24 protein-coding genes are annotated in these 16,157 nt (G+C 60.5%); 21 read left to right on the top strand and 3 right to left on the bottom strand.

The window, feature by feature from the left end:
* Positions 1 to 105 precede the first annotated feature (105 nt).
* Positions 106 to 315 (bottom strand): hypothetical protein, encoded by a 210-nt coding sequence (locus ACT9T4_RS01385; protein WP_499115114.1) that lies wholly within the window; start codon positions 313 to 315, stop codon positions 106 to 108.
* Between the two features lie 103 nt (positions 316 to 418).
* Here ACT9T4_RS01385 and ACT9T4_RS01380 point away from each other — a divergent pair, with 103 nt between their 5' ends.
* From ACT9T4_RS01380 to ACT9T4_RS01370, 3 genes are all read left to right on the top strand, one after another.
* Positions 419 to 1,174: a LexA family transcriptional regulator gene (locus ACT9T4_RS01380; protein ID WP_499115113.1), complete on the top strand. Its 756-nt coding sequence runs from the start codon at positions 419 to 421 to the stop codon at positions 1,172 to 1,174.
* 27 nt (positions 1,175 to 1,201) lie between these two features.
* Positions 1,202 to 2,002, top strand: coding sequence for a hypothetical protein (locus tag ACT9T4_RS01375; RefSeq protein ID WP_499115111.1), 801 nt, complete (start codon positions 1,202 to 1,204; stop codon positions 2,000 to 2,002).
* A 473-nt stretch (positions 2,003 to 2,475) separates the two neighbouring features.
* Positions 2,476 to 2,955, top strand: coding sequence for an Lcl C-terminal domain-containing protein (locus tag ACT9T4_RS01370; protein WP_499115110.1), 480 nt, complete (start codon positions 2,476 to 2,478; stop codon positions 2,953 to 2,955).
* A 1-nt stretch (position 2,956) separates the two neighbouring features.
* On the opposite strand, the gene ACT9T4_RS01365 is transcribed toward ACT9T4_RS01370, so the two are convergent.
* Entirely contained in the window at positions 2,957 to 3,085 is a 129-nt protein-coding gene (locus ACT9T4_RS01365) for a hypothetical protein (protein WP_499115108.1), read from the bottom strand.
* A gap of 9 nt (positions 3,086 to 3,094) precedes the next feature.
* Between ACT9T4_RS01365 and ACT9T4_RS01360 the strand changes: the two genes are divergently transcribed.
* The 18 genes from ACT9T4_RS01360 (at position 3,095) to fdxA (ending at position 15,166) form a co-directional block, all read left to right on the top strand.
* Complete coding sequence (locus tag ACT9T4_RS01360) at positions 3,095 to 3,469, top strand: sigma factor-like helix-turn-helix DNA-binding protein (protein WP_499115106.1); 375 nt, start codon at positions 3,095 to 3,097, stop codon at positions 3,467 to 3,469.
* Between the two features lie 20 nt (positions 3,470 to 3,489).
* Positions 3,490 to 4,116 (top strand): 3'-5' exonuclease, encoded by a 627-nt coding sequence (locus ACT9T4_RS01355; protein WP_499115104.1) that lies wholly within the window; start codon positions 3,490 to 3,492, stop codon positions 4,114 to 4,116.
* Positions 4,113 to 4,358 (top strand): hypothetical protein, encoded by a 246-nt coding sequence (locus ACT9T4_RS01350; RefSeq protein WP_499115102.1) that lies wholly within the window; start codon positions 4,113 to 4,115, stop codon positions 4,356 to 4,358. The genes ACT9T4_RS01355 and ACT9T4_RS01350 overlap by 4 nt, the downstream gene beginning before the upstream one ends.
* Positions 4,359 to 4,372: 14 nt before the next feature.
* A complete protein-coding gene (locus ACT9T4_RS01345; RefSeq protein ID WP_499115100.1) occupies positions 4,373 to 4,777 on the top strand; it encodes a hypothetical protein in 405 nt (134 codons plus the stop codon).
* Complete coding sequence (locus tag ACT9T4_RS01340) at positions 4,777 to 5,097, top strand: hypothetical protein (RefSeq protein ID WP_499115099.1); 321 nt, start codon at positions 4,777 to 4,779, stop codon at positions 5,095 to 5,097. Before ACT9T4_RS01345 ends, ACT9T4_RS01340 begins: the two co-directional genes overlap by 1 nt.
* A 105-nt stretch (positions 5,098 to 5,202) precedes the next feature.
* Positions 5,203 to 5,817 carry an Lcl C-terminal domain-containing protein gene (locus ACT9T4_RS01335; RefSeq protein ID WP_499115097.1) on the top strand — a complete coding sequence of 205 codons (615 nt, stop codon included), beginning with the start codon at positions 5,203 to 5,205 and terminating at the stop codon, positions 5,815 to 5,817.
* A gap of 66 nt (positions 5,818 to 5,883) precedes the next feature.
* Positions 5,884 to 6,495 carry an Lcl C-terminal domain-containing protein gene (locus tag ACT9T4_RS01330; RefSeq protein WP_499115095.1) on the top strand — a complete coding sequence of 204 codons (612 nt, stop codon included), beginning with the start codon at positions 5,884 to 5,886 and terminating at the stop codon, positions 6,493 to 6,495.
* A gap of 52 nt (positions 6,496 to 6,547) precedes the next feature.
* The gene (locus tag ACT9T4_RS01325) at positions 6,548 to 6,904 is read left to right on the top strand and encodes a four helix bundle protein (protein ID WP_499115093.1); all 357 of its coding nucleotides are present in this window, start codon (positions 6,548 to 6,550) and stop codon (positions 6,902 to 6,904) included.
* Between the two features lie 203 nt (positions 6,905 to 7,107).
* The gene (locus ACT9T4_RS01320; protein WP_499115091.1) at positions 7,108 to 8,268 is read left to right on the top strand and encodes an RNA-directed DNA polymerase; all 1,161 of its coding nucleotides are present in this window, start codon (positions 7,108 to 7,110) and stop codon (positions 8,266 to 8,268) included.
* A 58-nt stretch (positions 8,269 to 8,326) separates the two neighbouring features.
* Entirely contained in the window at positions 8,327 to 8,902 is a 576-nt protein-coding gene (locus ACT9T4_RS01315; RefSeq protein WP_499115089.1) for a hypothetical protein, read from the top strand.
* Positions 8,899 to 9,210 (top strand): hypothetical protein, encoded by a 312-nt coding sequence (locus ACT9T4_RS01310; RefSeq protein ID WP_499115088.1) that lies wholly within the window; start codon positions 8,899 to 8,901, stop codon positions 9,208 to 9,210. The genes ACT9T4_RS01315 and ACT9T4_RS01310 overlap by 4 nt, the downstream gene beginning before the upstream one ends.
* A complete protein-coding gene (locus ACT9T4_RS01305) occupies positions 9,207 to 9,662 on the top strand; it encodes a hypothetical protein (protein WP_499115086.1) in 456 nt (151 codons plus the stop codon). The genes ACT9T4_RS01310 and ACT9T4_RS01305 overlap by 4 nt, the downstream gene beginning before the upstream one ends.
* A 116-nt stretch (positions 9,663 to 9,778) precedes the next feature.
* The gene (locus ACT9T4_RS01300; protein ID WP_499115085.1) at positions 9,779 to 10,177 is read left to right on the top strand and encodes a DUF1937 family protein; all 399 of its coding nucleotides are present in this window, start codon (positions 9,779 to 9,781) and stop codon (positions 10,175 to 10,177) included.
* Positions 10,168 to 10,848 (top strand): hypothetical protein, encoded by a 681-nt coding sequence (locus ACT9T4_RS01295; protein WP_499115084.1) that lies wholly within the window; start codon positions 10,168 to 10,170, stop codon positions 10,846 to 10,848. Before ACT9T4_RS01300 ends, ACT9T4_RS01295 begins: the two co-directional genes overlap by 10 nt.
* A gap of 36 nt (positions 10,849 to 10,884) precedes the next feature.
* Positions 10,885 to 11,088, top strand: a complete 204-nt coding sequence (locus tag ACT9T4_RS01290; protein ID WP_499115083.1) for a DUF4224 domain-containing protein — start codon at positions 10,885 to 10,887, stop codon at positions 11,086 to 11,088.
* A 15-nt stretch (positions 11,089 to 11,103) separates the two neighbouring features.
* Entirely contained in the window at positions 11,104 to 12,087 is a 984-nt protein-coding gene (locus ACT9T4_RS01285) for a tyrosine-type recombinase/integrase (protein ID WP_499115082.1), read from the top strand.
* An 11-nt stretch (positions 12,088 to 12,098) separates the two neighbouring features.
* On the top strand, positions 12,099 to 14,699 hold the full coding sequence (gene mutS, locus ACT9T4_RS01280; protein ID WP_499115081.1) for a DNA mismatch repair protein MutS: 2,601 nt from the start codon (positions 12,099 to 12,101) through the stop codon (positions 14,697 to 14,699).
* Between the two features lie 143 nt (positions 14,700 to 14,842).
* The gene (gene fdxA, locus ACT9T4_RS01275; protein ID WP_042552052.1) at positions 14,843 to 15,166 is read left to right on the top strand and encodes a ferredoxin FdxA; all 324 of its coding nucleotides are present in this window, start codon (positions 14,843 to 14,845) and stop codon (positions 15,164 to 15,166) included.
* 595 nt (positions 15,167 to 15,761) lie between these two features.
* Here the strand turns inward: fdxA and ACT9T4_RS01270 are convergent.
* Entirely contained in the window at positions 15,762 to 16,118 is a 357-nt protein-coding gene (locus ACT9T4_RS01270) for a PilZ domain-containing protein (RefSeq protein ID WP_042552053.1), read from the bottom strand.
* Positions 16,119 to 16,157 lie beyond the last annotated feature (39 nt).

Here is a 16,157-nt window from a genome sequence, read left to right as displayed (position 1 = left end):
AGCCACCGGGCTTTTTATTGCCTGCGATTCAGGCACTGGATAAAAAACCATCCCCCTCACCCTCCTGCCGAATCGGCCGGCGCCTAGGTAGGATGTGCAGCGTGGTCAGGCGGCTGGCTTCCGGCGCTTGGCCTTCGCATGCTCCTGGTGCATTTCGTCAATCGCCTTACCCACCGAATAGCTCGGGTTGGCGATGTCCCCGTTGCGAATCCTGAAAATCGTCGACGTGTCGCATCCAGCGCGCTGAGCAATCACCTTGTAAGTGGCGACGCCAAGAAGATCGACGACCTTTTCCTTCAATGTCTGCGTGCTCATGAAGAGTCCTCTTGGTCGATTATGCTCATTCTATGCATTTTCGCATATTCGTCAACGCAACAGCGGATTCCCGTATGCATTACCGAGTGGCACCATTGCATCCATGCATAAAAGAACTATTCATCAAATCCTCTCCGAGCTTCTTGCTGCCAAGGGAATCACTCCAACGGAAGCGGCGCGCGGCGCCGGAGTCGTGCAATCGACTGTCCAGCGCATTCTCGCCAAGAAGATCAAAAGCCCTAAAGACGACACCGTTAAGCCCTTGGCTGACTACCTTGGGGTGACCACGGATCAATTAAGGGGTTATCAGCCCCTCACTGATTTGGGCGGGATATCACCAGATAGCGCGGGGGATCCGCAGCACAAGCCCGAAGCCAACGCCGTGATGCTCGGCCCGATGGACGTCTGGGATGACGACACCCCGCTGGAAGATGACGAGGTCTATGTGCCGTTCCTCAAGGAAGTGGAGTTGTCCGCAGGGAGCGGACGCACATCAGTGCAGCAGTCGTCTCGGCGCAAGCTGCGCTTCGGCAAGATCACCCTGCGCAACCAAGGCGTACAGCCAGAAAATGCCGTGTGTGTGTCCGTGGCCGGCAACAGCATGGAGCCCGTGCTCCCTCATGGCAGCACGGTCGGCGTGGATCGCGGCTGCACCAGCGTCACCGACGGCAAGACGTACGCGATCGACCATGATGGCGAGCTGCGCGTGAAGACGCTTTACCGCCTGCCAGGCGGTGGCCTGCGCGTGCGCAGCTTCAACCGCGAAGAGCACCCGGACGAGGAATACAGCCGCGCCGACCTGGCCGAGAAGAATATCAGCGTCATCGGCAAGGTGTTCTGGTCGTCGGTGTTGTGGTGACGGACTATACGGAAAGGGGTTTCAAGGATGACAGTCGAGTCAGTCGGTGATCTTCAAAGGCTTCGCTATGAGATCAAGAATCGAAAGCCGGTAGACGCGACAACTTACGCGCAGGCCATGATCGCCCTGGAGGACGAGTACGTCCAGTTCATGGCCCTGCACGTCTCCGCCACAGAGCAGGAGGCCTGCCGCCTGATAGTAGGGTCAGTACGAGACGGAAGCATAATCACGATCCTCGCGCCCGCGATAGCCGGGACTCTCCCGCTTCTCGACACCATGATGTCAATCACGGATTACGCCACTTACCTGAAGTCCCTGTTTGACTGGGCTAGGGGCGAAGCCGAGCGCCCCAAGCTTGCAGATGAGCGAAAGACACTCAAGAATATCTCCAACATCGTTCGCCCAACGGTGCACGATCAAGGAGCGCAGATGAACATTGGAACAATCACCGTAAACGGAGATGTCACCGTCAACGTGACCCTCGCGGAGACCCAGGCTCAGGAGGTTCTTGGATTCGCCAGGAAGCGTCTTGCCGACACGCGAAAGTCCACTGAGATGAAAGACCGCGAAGGCGTTCTATTCTACTGGGCGAGCACCAGTAGCAAGGTCAGCACCAAGGCTGGCGATAAGGGCAAGATCGATGAAATTTCAGATCGAGCAGTGAGCGTTTCATTTGCTGATGAGTCAATCAAGCAGCGCATGGTGCTTGATGAAGAGTTCATTTACCGCAAAGCCTACGTGGTCGACGTGAGGGTTCATACCGCCCACGACGACAAGATTGCGCTCTATACCATTCTGCGCCTCATCGAGATCATCGATATCGAGTAGCGCCAGCAGATTCAAATCAGCCCGGCCAAGCGCCGGGCTTTTCGTTTCTGCCTGATGCCCTGCCCAAGCCCGCCATGTGCGGGCTTTTGTTTGCGCAGTCGAAAATATTTATGCACTTATGCATTGACAGGTATTTATGCGTTATTGCATATTTATCCCATCGCGGCGCAGAACAAAGCGCCGCCGCCGCAAGGCACCGCTCTTTAACAACCAGCGCCATGAACAGCTAGCCGGGAAACCGGCGAGGCAGCCCCGGCCATCACCTGTGGGGCGACAGAAAGTCAGGTGAGTAACAAACCGCAGCGCGCACCAGCGACCGGCGTACTGCAGCGAAGCCAACTGAGGGGCCGAGCTGCAAACGAGGTGCTGACCGAACCGAGTGAATGACCTGGTCGCGATGCGGAGAGAACAGATTTCACTGGCTGGCCTTCCACCGAGGGCCAGACGGGAAATCACCCGACAAGGAACACGCCATGACCACCAAACAACCCATCCAACTCCCCGCCATCGGCCAACCATTCCCCGGCCAGGGCGGCATCTACGCCGGCTTCATCCCGGCTCGCAACGGCGCCGAGGGCTACCACCTTATACTCGGTGATGAACTGCCCGGACGCTTCGAGTGGGGCCCGTACGACGACCTGACCGAGGCCACCAGCCTCACCGATGGGCTGGCCAATACCCAGGCACTGGTTGCAGCGGGTGCTCAATACCCAGCAGCAAAGGCAGCAAGCAACTACGTCGCCGAAGGCCATGGCGACTTCTACCTGCCGTCCGCGGCCGAGCTCTACGAGGTGTGGCTGAATCTCAACGGCAAGCTGAGCGGATGGGTCTGGAGCAGCTCGCAGCGCTCCGCCAACGTCGCATTCCACTTGGGCTTCGATGATGGCGATCAGTACAGCACCGGCAAGTCCTGCGCGCTCCGCGTCCGCCCCGTCCGCAGATTCATTCAGTAATTCATTCATTGCTCTTGCTGCCCTCGCCAGAGGGCAGTTGGTCACCAAACCGCATCGGCAGACGCCAGGCCAGCCATTCACGCTGGGTTTGGTCACCCGCGCCTGGCGTCTGACCAATGCGGTTACCCAAGGAAGATCCATGGAAAACACCATCACCATTGAAGGCTGGCAGGGCCGCCGCGACAAGGGCGTGCCGGAGCGCCAGCTGCTGGCCATCCTGTACTCCGCGCAAGACAAAACGCAGAAGCAGATCGCCCGCCACATGGGCATCAGCGAAGACGCCGTCGGCAAGCGCCTGACCGAAGCGCGCTTCAAGCTCGGCATGCAGCGCAGCGTGCGCGGCCTGGTCGTCGAGGCCATGCGCCGCGGCATCATCGCCCCTCTGGCCTTGGCCCTGATGCTCGGTACCGGGCACCTCCCTCAAACCCCAATCGTTCGCCGCCCCAACGAGCCGCGCACCTATTCACAGGTGCGCATCGCTCGGAAGGTCGAAGAGATGCCAATGGCCGCCTGACCTACAGGCAAGGAACCGGAATGAACCAACAGCTCGCAACGCTGGCCCTGGCCAACCAGGCACAACACCCGCTGATCAAGGCCACGCACTACGTCCTCGACCTCGAAACCCTGGGCAAGACGCCGGGCGCTGCAATTGCAGCCATCGCCTGCGTGCGCATCGAGAGCGGCGCCATCAGCACCGGTTTTTACAGGCGAGTGGATACCGAAAGCTCCATCTCCTGGGGTGGCGAGACAGATGCCTCGACCTTCGACTTCTGGCTACAGCAGAGCGATGCGGCGCGGGCAGAGATTTACGACCACCACAATCGCCTGCCGATCAACGAGGCCTTGCTGGAATTGGCCGAGTTTATCGACAGGCCTACGGCTACGCACGGGCGGCCATTCGTCTGGGGCAACGGCGCCACCTTCGACAACGTGATCATCACAACGGCTTTCAGGCGATCCCACATAGAGCGCCCCTGGCCGTACTGGAATGATCGCGACCTGCGCACGATCGTTGATCTGTATCCCGAGGCAAAGGCCAACACCCCTTTTGTCGGGGAGAAGCACCACGCACTCGACGACGCCATGCACGAAGCACGCATTCTCTGCGCCGCCATTGCCCTGCACACCGCCGCAAACAGCACAGCACGGAGCACAACATGAACGCACTCGCCCTCGCCCGCCAAACCATGGCAGCACTGCCAGCCCTCCTGCAGCGCAGCGCTCAAGTGCGTCAGCAGGCCCAACAGCGCATTGCCATCAAACCGCGCGCCACCCGCCTGGAGATCACCGGCAATGCAATGGTGCGCATCCTGGATGCCGACACCGGCAAGGTGCTCGGCTTTCGTGAAACCGTCCGTGAAGCACGCTGGCTCCAGCAGGCGCTGGAAAACGGAACCGCATAACAGGTGTAGCCACCATGATCGATCAATCCGGAATACAGCTGCGCAACCCAACGCGCAGCGAACTGGCCAGCCTCATGGCCGCCTACGAAGCCGAGCACGGCCCCGTGCAAACCCTGCCCATCATCTGCGGCACTGATAAAAGAATTCCCTTCGTCATCGCCAACCCCGAGAAGCCCAAGCAGGTGGCTGCCTCGAAGCAGAGTCCGGCCATTCGCCAGGTCGACGCCAAGATGATCGCCCGCAACGCTACCCGGCATGCCGAAGCCAAGGCGCGACTCGAAGTCATAAAGGCGATGGCTCTCACCGGCGCCAAGATACGGGAAATGGCAGCCGCCACCGATATCGACCCCAAATCAGTCATGCGACTGATGAAGAAGCACAGCGTCCAACGCGGTCCGCAGATAGACCTGGAGGCGTAATGGCCAGATCCCAAGCAGAGCGCACGGCAAAGTCGGAGGCCAAGAAGAAGGCTGCCGGCGAGGAAGAGCTGCGGCACCGCGTACGGCCCGGAACCCTGGCCATGATGGCGGACCTGATGCGCTGGGGCGGCTTGAAGTCGAGCACCGAGGCCATGCAGCACATAATCATCAACCTGCACGCACTCGGCCCCGAAGGCGCCGATACATTCCTAAAGCCACCGCGCCACGAAATTCGGATATCGGAAAAGGTGGCGCGCCGCTTCGAAGAAGAAAGCCGCCGCGAACTTCGGCGCAATACTGGCGACGATCCAGACCACTAAAACCACTGATCACCTGCAGGCGAATCCGGGGCCAGGAATGACCAGGCCAGATGCGTGCTGGGAAGCGCCAGCCGCCTGCATCCTAATCCACCGAGAGGCATATCCATGAAGCGTGAACAGATAACCGTAAAGACACCGGACGGCTACACCGTCAAGGTTCCCGCGCAACTGCTTGCAACGGCTGTAATTGCGGCCCTGCTTGGCCATACCGGCAGCGTTTCGCTCCCGGCGCCGACCACCGCGTCGCTTGATATCGAGCAGGTTCCAGCGCTTGGCGAATACTGGCCAGGCCAGGGCGGGCACAACGCTGGCCTCGTAGCTGCGAGTGATGGTGTGCCTGCCCATTACCTGATCGTCTCAGCCGAAGATTTAGGGGCCCACGAATGGGGCGGGCGCGGCAAAGAGTCAGCCGCTACCAGCAAGCTCGATGGACTGGCCAACACATTGGCGCTCGTCGAATCCGGCGATCACCAGGCAGCGAACGAAGCGGCCAGCTATGAGGCTGACGGTCACACCGACTTCTATCTGCCTGCAGCAGGCGAGCTCTACCACTGCTGGCTGCATGTGGCCGATCTGTTCAGGAAGGACTGCTACTACTGGTCTAGCTCGCAGCGCTCCGCCTACTACGCATTCTACATGTACTTCGATGCTGGCCGTCAGTACGACTACGTCAAGGACGACGAGCTCCGCGTCCGCCCCGTCCGCAGATTCTTCATTTAATCCTTCATTCATTCGACCCAAGGGCGCATCAGCGCCTTTTTTGTTGCCTTCAGAAAGGAGCAGCACATGAGCAATATTCAGAAAGAATCGGCCGATTCACCACTGCAGATCGGCCAGCCGTTTGCGGGGGGATTCTTCACGGGCATCCTGATGCAGGACGGCAAGAGCTTTGCCGTCATCACGGCGCCAGCAGAGTTCGAGCTGACCGGGCAGTGGGGTGAGTACGGCGTAAAGATCAATGGCGCCGACAGCTTCACCGACAGCCGGGCCAACACCGAAGCAATGGCGGCAGCGGGAAGCGATCTTGCCCAACGCGTACTTGGTCTAGAAATCGGCGGGTTCAGCGACTGGGCTATCCCCGCACGTGATGCCCAGGAGCTGCAGTACCGCCACTTAAAGCCGACCACGGAATCGAACTGGGAATACAACCGATCCGGAGACAACCCCAACAGTGACCCCGTCGGCCTGATGTACAGCGAGGACTACCCGGCCCAGACCGCGCATGACGGGTTCCGCGCGGGAGATCCTAATGCCTTTCAGGATCGAGCCTACTGGTCGAGTTCGCAGCGCTCCGCCTACAGCGCATTCGTCATGACCTTCGCTGGTGGCTATCAGTACCACTACGGCAAGGACTACGAGCTCCGCGTCCGCCCCGTCCGCAGCGTATTAATTGATTAATTCGCTTATTTAATTCCGGCCGCTTGCGGCCGGCGCCTCAAGGAAGAAGCCGATGGCAATGCACACCAATCTCCCCATCCACAAAGTGGCCTTTGACCTGCTGAGCCTATCTACGGATATCACGCGCAGCATCCCGCGTGACTTGAAGGCAGGGCTTGGCGCCAAGGTGCGAGACGAGTGCATCGAGGTAATGGTGCTGATCGCACGGGCCAACGCGGCCCGCGAGAAGCGCCTGCACCTGGGTGAGCTCGTCGAGCGTGTGCAGGTGATCGAATTCCTTCTCCGGCTCTTCAAGGAGAAGCGCTTCATCAGCGTGCCGCAGCATGCGGCCGCCATCGAGCTGACGGCCTCTATCGGCAAACAGGCCAACGCCTGGAAACGCAGCACAGCATCCGCGCCCGCTTCCTGAGGGTTACGGCCCTCAGGACTGTGCGACTTGAATCTGGTCGTGCCGCTGGCCCGTTGGCCACCGCCATGCGCAGCAGGGATACCGCCGGTCTAAAGCGTCCGTGTAGGTCTCGCGCAGTTACCAGGCTGAGCAATCGGTCTGGCGACGTAGATAGCACGATTGGTCGCAGCGCTCCGCCAACAACGCATTCAACATGAACTTCGATGATGGCAATCAGAACAACAACGACAAGAACAACGAGCTCCGCGTCCGCCCCGTCCGCAGATTCGAATGGTGCTCCCTACCCCTTCAGCGATCTGGTACAGGCTTACTACGATTGCCGGCGCTCCAAGCGCAACAGCGCCAGCGCGCTGGCATTCGAGCAGCACCTGGAACGGAACCTGATGCAACTCCACCGCGACCTGCTCGCCGGCCACTACCGGCCAGGCCGCTCAATCTGTTTCGTGGTCACCCGGCCCAAGCACCGCGAGGTGTGGGCCGCCGAGTTCCGCGATCGCATCGTGCACCACCTGCTCTACAACCACGTGGGCGCCAGGATCGAAAGCAGCTTCATCGCCGACAGCTGTGCATGCATCCCTGGGCGCGGCACCCTGTACGCAGGCCGGAGGCTCGAAGCGAAAGTGCGCAGCGCCAGCCAGAATTGGTCAAAGCCCTGCTGGTACCTCAAGTGCGACCTGGCCAACTTCTTCGTAGCCATCGACAAGCAAGTGCTCTGGCAGCAGCTACGGCCACGCATCACCGAACCATGGTGGCGCTCACTCGCCCACCAGGTGCTGATGCACGACCCGCGCGAGAACTACGAAACACGAAGCCCGGCGCACCTCTTCAACAAGGTGCCGCAGCACAAGCGACTGGCCGTTCAACCGGCAAGCAAAGGCTTGCCGATCGGCAACCTGTCGTCGCAGTTCTTCGCCAATGTCTACCTCGATGCGCTCGACCAGTTCTGCAAGCACAACCTCGGCGTCAAGCACTACATCCGCTACGTCGACGACTTCGTGCTGCTGCACGAGTCCCCCCAGCAACTGAACGAATGGCTCGAGCAGATCAACATCTTCCTGCCCACCCTGGGCGCGAAGCTGAATCCCAAGAAGACCATCCTTCAGCCCGTTGACCGCGGTCTGGACTTCGTCGGCCACGTCATCAAGCCCTGGCGCCGCATCACCCGTAAGCGCTCCGTTGCGCAGGCGCTCAAGCGAACCGCCCAAACGCCAGCCGAACAGTTACGCGAAACCGCCAACAGCTACTTCGGCCTGCTCACCCAGGCCACCCACAGCCAGAAGGATCGGGCGGCGCTCGCCAACCTGGTGCTTAAGCGCGGCCATGCCGTCAATGGCTGGCTTACCAAGACCTATCCGAAGAATTAAACATCAACCAATGCGCCGCCATCCCAGTATTGAGGGCGGCGCTTGCTCGGAGAATCGCATGGACGTTGCCGTTCTGTTCGCACGTGCGGACAGCATCTATAAGACCCTGAATGGCTGTGACGTGTACGACATCGACCGGGATGCCCGAAGCTTTAACGGTGGCATGCCGCTTGTAGCGCATCCGCCCTGTCGAATGTGGGGAAGGCTTCGACAATTCGCCAAAGGCCGACCAGATGAAAAGGCTTTAGGAGTTTGGGCTGTACAGCAAGTGCGAGAACAAGGGGGGGTACTTGAGCACCCAGCAGAAAGCACACTCTTTAATCACTGCCGCATGCCACACCCAGGTGAGTTTCCTGATGAATACGGAGGCTGGACGCTGGAGGTTGAGCAGTTCCACTGGGGACATCGCGCAGAGAAGGCAACATGGCTCTACATCGTAGGATGCCCGCCTGCAGCCATTCCCAAGATCCCACGCCGCTCTGGGCGACCGACCCATTGCGTGCGCCCGACCAAAAGCTATCCGCGCTTGCCATCAATTACCAAGGCCGAACGCGAACACACCCCACCCGCGCTAGCTGAATGGCTTGTGGAGCTGGCACGCGGCTGCTCCATCGAAAAGAGGAAATCAGCATGACCATGTTATTTGTTCCCGTGGTTCCAGACGCTGGAACAGGCGGACTTAACGCCCAGCGCTACGGCAATACCGGCGAAGTCTACCGATGCCCTCAGCATGCGTCCGGAGATTGCAGCATGTGCGGCGGCACGGGGTACCGATCTGTATGCAACCGCACCGAGTGCCATGAGCACGGCTGTTCGTTCGGTTATTGCGGCAGCACCAAGGCGCAATTTGATGCGCAAGAAGCCAGTAGGCGGCGCGCCCAGCATGGAGAGTATGCAGACCATTCTGTTGCCGCCAACAAAATCGTTGAGGTGCCACGATGAGCGACGCGCCAATCCAACCGCAAGATTACCTGCATGGCCCCAAGGTTGTGACTATCGAAGACCTTCGCGTCGCCCGGGGAAAGACCCGGCGCCCGCTGTCTTCGTGCCGGCATAAACAGTTGGTTTACGACGGCACCGAACGGCGCGTCTGGTGCAGTGACTGCGAGAGCGAGGTTGAACCTTTCGATGCATTCATGCAGGTCGTTGGCGTCTTCAGTGCTGCCCAGGTCAGGATCAACCGCCGGGCGAAAGAACTGGCCGAGGCCGAGAAGTTCGCGATCAGGAGCCGAGCAGCCAAGAAGATGGATGAATACTGGCGAAGCCACACGATGGCCCCGCTATGCCCTCACTGCAATGGAGCAATCCTCCCGGACGATGTTGTTGGCGGCCTGGCTCAGATGTCGAAAAGCATCGCCATAGCCGCCCGCAAGCGAAAGGAACAGAAGACTTGACCGCCCCGCTCTGCCGCTCCTGCGGCAACCCCACCAACAGCTCGAGTTGCCTGCGCTGCACGCCCGTCACGCCACCCGTTCGATAACCATCCGCGCCAGCCGGCGCCGAGGTCACCATGAAACTCATCTACATCGCCGGCCCCTACCGAGGGCCGGATCGGGCATCTATTGCCCGCAACATCGCCAACGCCCGGGAGATCGCCGTGCACGCAGCGCGCGAAGGCTGGTTTCCCGTGTGCCCGCACCTCAACACCGCCCACATGGAAGAGGATCTGGACTACCCGGACGATTACTGGCTGGCCGGCACAATGCTCCTCATGGAGAAGTGCGCCGCCGTCGTGCTCGTCCCAGGCTGGCAGAACAGCAACGGCACCCTTGCCGAAGTCGCGCGGGCCAAACAGCTCGGCATCCCCGTGTTCACAAACCATAAGTTCCTGATCGCCGCGGACGAGTTCCACCCGAAACCAACCCACCCCAAAGCGCCAGCCAAGGCCGAGGAAGCGACATGTCAGTAACCAGGGAAAGACCGATCCTGTTCAGCGGCGCAATGGTGCGCGCCATTCTCGAAGGCCGGAAGACGGTGACGCGGCGCCCAGTTAAGGGCTTGCAGATCCCGAAGGAAGACGTCTCACAAGGAGAAACTCGCCATCGCTGGAGTGCGGTGGGCCAACGAGATGCGCGCTACGGATTCTGCGTATTTGGCGAGACGGAAGAGGCTTGCGCAATGGAGCTCGGAGAATTCGGGACATACCCAAACGGCAGCCGGGGCGAACGGTTGTGGGTGCGCGAGGCCTGGCAGCTGCACGAGAAATTTACCGACAACTGCGTGGTGGTCTACAAGGCCAACGAGCGCAACTCATGGACTGAATTTCACCGACGCTTTCCGGTAGAGGTCGCCAGGGGCGCCCAGGCCAAGCCTTTCCAGACCTACGGTTTCAGGCCAAGCATTCATATGCCTCGCTGGGCCTGCCGTCTCCTGCTGGAAATAACTGCTGTACGCGTAGAGCGCCTGCAGGACATCAGCACTGAACAGATCATCGCAGAAGGCCTGAGCACTACCCTGCGTGAGCACGACGCTGAGGTCGACCTGCGGAAGCAGTGGAGAGAACTGTGGGAGTCAACCGGCGGCGACTGGGAGAGCAACCCCTGGGTCTGGGTCGTCGAGTTCAAACGCATCGAACAGTAACCCCACTCACCGGCCACAGCCGGGATCGAGGTAGCCATGTTTCTATCGCAAGAGGAAGTGGCCGAGCTCACCGGATACAGCAGGCCTTCAGCTCAAATCAAATGGCTGAAGGCCGAGCAGTTCGGTTATGTCGTCGGCGGAGATGGCGTACCCAAGGTGCTGCGCGAGGTCGTATTATCGCGCCTCGCTGGGCAGGGTACGAAACCAAAGAAGGAGCCTCGTCTACGCTTGACGGGCTAACAGGAAGGAGCAGCCATGCGGCCGCGAAAGAAGGATCGGCACCTGCCGGCCTGCATGTACCAGAAGCACGGTGCGTACTACCTTGTGAAGAAAGGCAAATGGACGCGCCTGGACACCGACTACCAAGCGGCGCTGCTGGCTTACGCCAAACTGCTGATGGCTCCAGCCGAAGGCGGCATGGCCCGCCTGATAGACCAGGTCATGGAGCATCACTGCAAAGCGCTGTCAAAAAGCACCGTCGATCAATACTCCATCGCCGCAGAGCGCCTTAAAGTGATGCTTGCCGAGTTCGAGCCGCACCAGGTGCTACCCAAGCACGTTGCCGCCATCAAAACCAACCTGGCCAGCACGCCGAACATGTGCAACCGGATCCTTTCGTTCCTGCGCGTGGTGTTCCAGTACGCCCTTGAATGGCAGCTGGTCGACAGCAACCCCTGCACGGGGATACGCCGGCACGCCGAGAAAAAGCGCGATCGCTACATAACCGATGCGGAGTTCCACGCCCTGATGGCCCACTGCTCGGAGTACATGCGGGTAATTTTCGAACTGGCTTATCTCACTGGGCAGAGGATCAGCGACGTCCTCTCGATCCGCCTGGCCGATTTGTCTGCCGAAGGCATCGAGTTCACCCAGAAGAAAACCGGTGCCAAGCTGATCGTGGTGATGACGCATGACATCCAGGGCGTCATCGATCGGGCCAAGGCACTGCCGCGCAAGGTTCGTGGCCTTACACTGTTCTGCACCCGAGGCGGCGGCAGGCCGGTATCATACGCAACAGTGAAAGATGCCTTCGTTCGCGCTCGTGAGCAGGCGCAGATAGACAACGTCACGATCCACGACCTGCGCGCGAAGTCCCTGACAGACGCCGATGGTGAAGGTAAAGACGCACAGAGGCTGGGTGGCCACACAGACAGCCGCATGACTCAACGCTACATCCGGGGCCGAAAACACAAAGTCGCCCAAGCCCCGAACATGCCCAAGAATTCCGAAGAGTTTTAGACGAATCCCTTATGTCAAATAGACAGCCAGCAGCTAACCCCAGCAATTCCGACCTCTCCAGCCACACCCCGATGATGCAGCAGTACTGGAGACTGAAGAACCAGCACCCTGATCAGCTGATGTTCTATCGCATGGGCGATTTCTACGAAATCTTCTACGAAGACGCGAAGAAAGCCGCCAAGCTTCTCGACATCACCCTGACCGCCCGCGGCCAGTCCGCCGGCCAGGCGATACCGATGTGCGGCATTCCTTACCACGCCGCCGAGGGCTACCTGGCCAAGCTGGTCAAGCTGGGTGAGTCGGTGGTCATCTGCGAGCAGATCGGTGATCCGGCCACCAGCAAGGGCCCGGTGGAACGCCAGGTGGTGCGCATCATCACCCCAGGCACCGTCAGCGACGAGGCATTGCTAGACGAGCACCGTGACAACCTGCTGGCCGCCGTGCTCGGTGACGAGCGCCTGTTCGGCCTGGCCGTGCTGGACATCACCAGCGGGCGCTTCAGCGTGATGGAAATCCGCGGCTGGGAAAACCTGCTGGCCGAACTCGAGCGCCTCAACCCTGCCGAGCTGCTGATCCCCGATGACTGGCCGCAAGGCTTGCCGGCCGAGAAACGCCGCGGATCGCGTCGCCGTGCACCCTGGGATTTCGAGCGTGACAGCGCTCAGAAGAGCCTGTGCCAACAGTTCGGCACTCAGGATCTCAAGGGCTTCGGCTGCGAGACGCTGACCCTGGCCATCGGTGCGGCCGGCTGTCTGCTGGCTTATGCCAAGGAGACGCAACGCACCGCCCTGCCGCACTTGCGCAGCCTGCGTCATGAGCGCATCGACGACACGGTGATTCTCGACGGTGCCAGCCGCCGCAACCTGGAACTGGACATCAACCTGGCCGGCGGCCGCGACAATACCCTGCAGTCCGTCGTCGATCGCAGCCAGACCGCCATGGGCAGCCGCCTGCTCGGTCGCTGGCTGAATCGTCCGCTGCGCGACCGCGCCGTGCTCGAAGCACGCCAGGAGTCGATCGCCTGCCTGCTGGACCGCTATCGCTTCGAATCCCTGCAGCCGCAGCTCAAGGAAATCGGTGATCTGGAGCGCATTCTGGCCCGTATCGGCCTGCGCAACGCCCGCCCCCGTGACCTGGCTCGCCTGCGCGACGCCCTGGGTGCATTACCGCAGTTGCAGGCGGCAATGACTCAACTGGATTGCGCGCACCTGGCGACCCTGGCAACCACCATCAGCACCTACCCGGAGCTGGCCGAGCTGCTGTCGCGGGCGATCATCGACAATCCGCCGGCGGTGATCCGTGATGGCGGCGTGCTGAAAACCGGCTACGACACCGAACTCGATGACCTGCAGTCGCTGAGCGAGAACGCCGGCCAGTACCTGATGGATCTGGAAGCCCGGGAGAAAGCCCGTACCGGCCTGGCCAACCTCAAGGTCGGCTACAACCGCGTGCACGGCTACTTCATCGAACTGCCGAGCAAACAGGCAGAGTCGGCACCGGCCGACTACATCCGCCGCCAGACCCTCAAGGGCGCCGAGCGCTTCATCACCCCGGAGCTCAAGGAGTTCGAGGACAAGGCGCTGTCCGCCAAGAGCCGAGCTCTGGCTCGCGAGAAGCAGCTCTACGAGGAACTCCTGGAGCGCCTGATCGGCCACCTGGGCCCGCTGCAGGACAGCGCTGCGGCACTGGCAGAGCTGGACGTGCTGAGCAACCTGGCCGAACGCGCACTGAATCTGGATCTCAACCGCCCGCGCTTCGTCGAAGAGCCGTGCATGTTGATCGAGCAAGGCCGCCACCCGGTGGTGGAGCAGGTTCTGACCACACCGTTCGTGGCCAACGACCTGAAACTCGATGATGCCACACGGATGCTGATCATCACCGGCCCGAACATGGGCGGTAAGTCCACCTACATGCGCCAGACCGCGCTGATCGTGCTGCTCGCCCATATCGGCAGCTTCGTACCAGCCGCGCGTTGCGAACTGTCGATGGTCGACCGTATCTTCACCCGGATCGGCTCCAGCGATGACTTGGCCGGCGGGCGTTCGACCTTCATGGTGGAAATGAGCGAGACCGCCAACATCCTGCACAACGCCAGCGAACGCAGCCTGGTGTTGATGGACGAAGTGGGCCGCGGTACCAGCACCTTCGATGGCCTGTCGCTGGCCTGGGCAGCTGCCGAGCAGTTGGCCAACCTGCGGGCCTACACGCTGTTCGCCACCCACTATTTCGAGCTGACCGTCCTGCCGGAAAGCCAGCCGGTGGTCGCCAACGTGCACCTCAATGCCACCGAGCACAACGAACGCATCGTCTTCCTGCACCACGTGCTGCCTGGCCCGGCCAGCCAGAGCTACGGTCTGGCGGTCGCGCAACTGGCAGGGGTGCCGGACACCGTGATCCTGCGTGCCCGCGAGCATCTGGCACGCCTGGAAACCACCAGCCTGCCCCACGATCTGCCGACCAAAGGCATGGGACAAAGCGCCGCGCCGATGCAGAGCGATCTGTTCTCCAGCCTGCCGCATCCCGTGCTGGAAGAGCTGCAGAAGGTCAATCCCGACGATCTCAGCCCACGCAAGGCGCTCGAACTGTTATATGCATGGAAAGCGCGAGTCTAACGCCGGAGTCAACAAGCTGTTAGAATCCCGCGCGCTCCGGAAGCGCTGCAGCCTTTAGCCTGGTCTGACAGCCCCAATCCCGAGCCTGAGAGCTGCTGAATCAAGGAGTGGCTCGCTGCCGTAGCCCGAGGAGAGAACTAGAAATGACCTTCGTCGTCACCGACAACTGCATCAAGTGCAAGTACACCGACTGCGTGGAAGTCTGTCCGGTGGACTGCTTCTACGAAGGCCCGAACTTCCTGGTGATCCACCCGGATGAATGCATCGACTGCGCGCTTTGCGAGCCTGAGTGCCCGGCGCAGGCCATCTTCTCCGAAGACGAGATACCGGATGGCATGCAGGAATATATCGAGCTGAACGCCGAACTGGCGGAAGTCTGGCCAAACATCACCGAGCGCAAAGACGCGATGGCAGATGCCGAAGAGTGGGATGGCGTGAAAGACAAGCTGCAGCACCTGGAGCGCTAAGCTTCGGGGGTTCGGCAGTGCAGACCGCCGCTAGAGATGCCGCTACCTGAAAGGGTCGCGGCATTTTTTATGGCTCACCGTTGCGGCGACAGCCATCGCGACAATGCCGCTGAGCTCGGAGAACGCGGCTATCAGCAGAGCGGCGTAAGTGACCGAGCACTTTTCTGCAGGCGAAAAAAAGGGGCGGTTTTACCCGCCCACTCTTTTGTCCCTATTCCCTTAAACTCCCAACTCATCATCCTGATGAATCGCGTCCCGCGATGTCCTGGCCATTTTCCTTAACGACCTGTGCTTTTCCCTAAGCACGGTTCAGATATTAACGGCCCTGGTATCAATCACAACGGCACCTTTAAGCCGCGCCTAGCTGAGCCAGCCATTCGCAAATAATTAAAAAATCATTTATATCAACAAGTTAATAGGGTGGCGCGGCACATTCCAACAACCAATCGCCACTAATGCTTACAGACGGTGTAAGCAAAGACTTACACGCGCACGAAGAAAAGCTGAATAACGGCACCAGAGCCATGCCAGTCAGTGCTGGCTCTGCGCGTTGTATTGAACAGACAGAGAATTGCTGCAAGCGTTCAGCCGCTGGTCAAACCGACGCAGCGAGGGGATGGAAACTGAAGTAGTAGCGCAAGGCCTCGACCATCTCGACGTATTCCGCTGGCGGTGCAGTCAGCGCGAACCCGGAATCGAAGCCGCCAGGCGTGACATCCTCGCGGCACCAGAGGCAGGTAGCACTGAAGTCGATGTGCCGCAGTGCATCCGGCCCGGGGATTTTCAGGCGCATGTCGAAACAGCCGCCCACCAATACCGGCAACTGGCTGATCAACATCAGGCCATCCAGCGAGACGTTGCCCAGGTGACCGATCGGTTTGTCGGTAAAGGCATTGAAGACGTTGAGGTAGTACGGCAGCTGGTGCCGTTCTATATGGCGATTGGCATTCATAATGGCGAAGCGCTATGAGTGTCGGTTGAGTATGGCGGC

This window comes from Pseudomonas sp. SZ40 (assembly GCF_052958135.1).
This window is presented reverse-complemented; position numbering and strand designations above follow the sequence as displayed.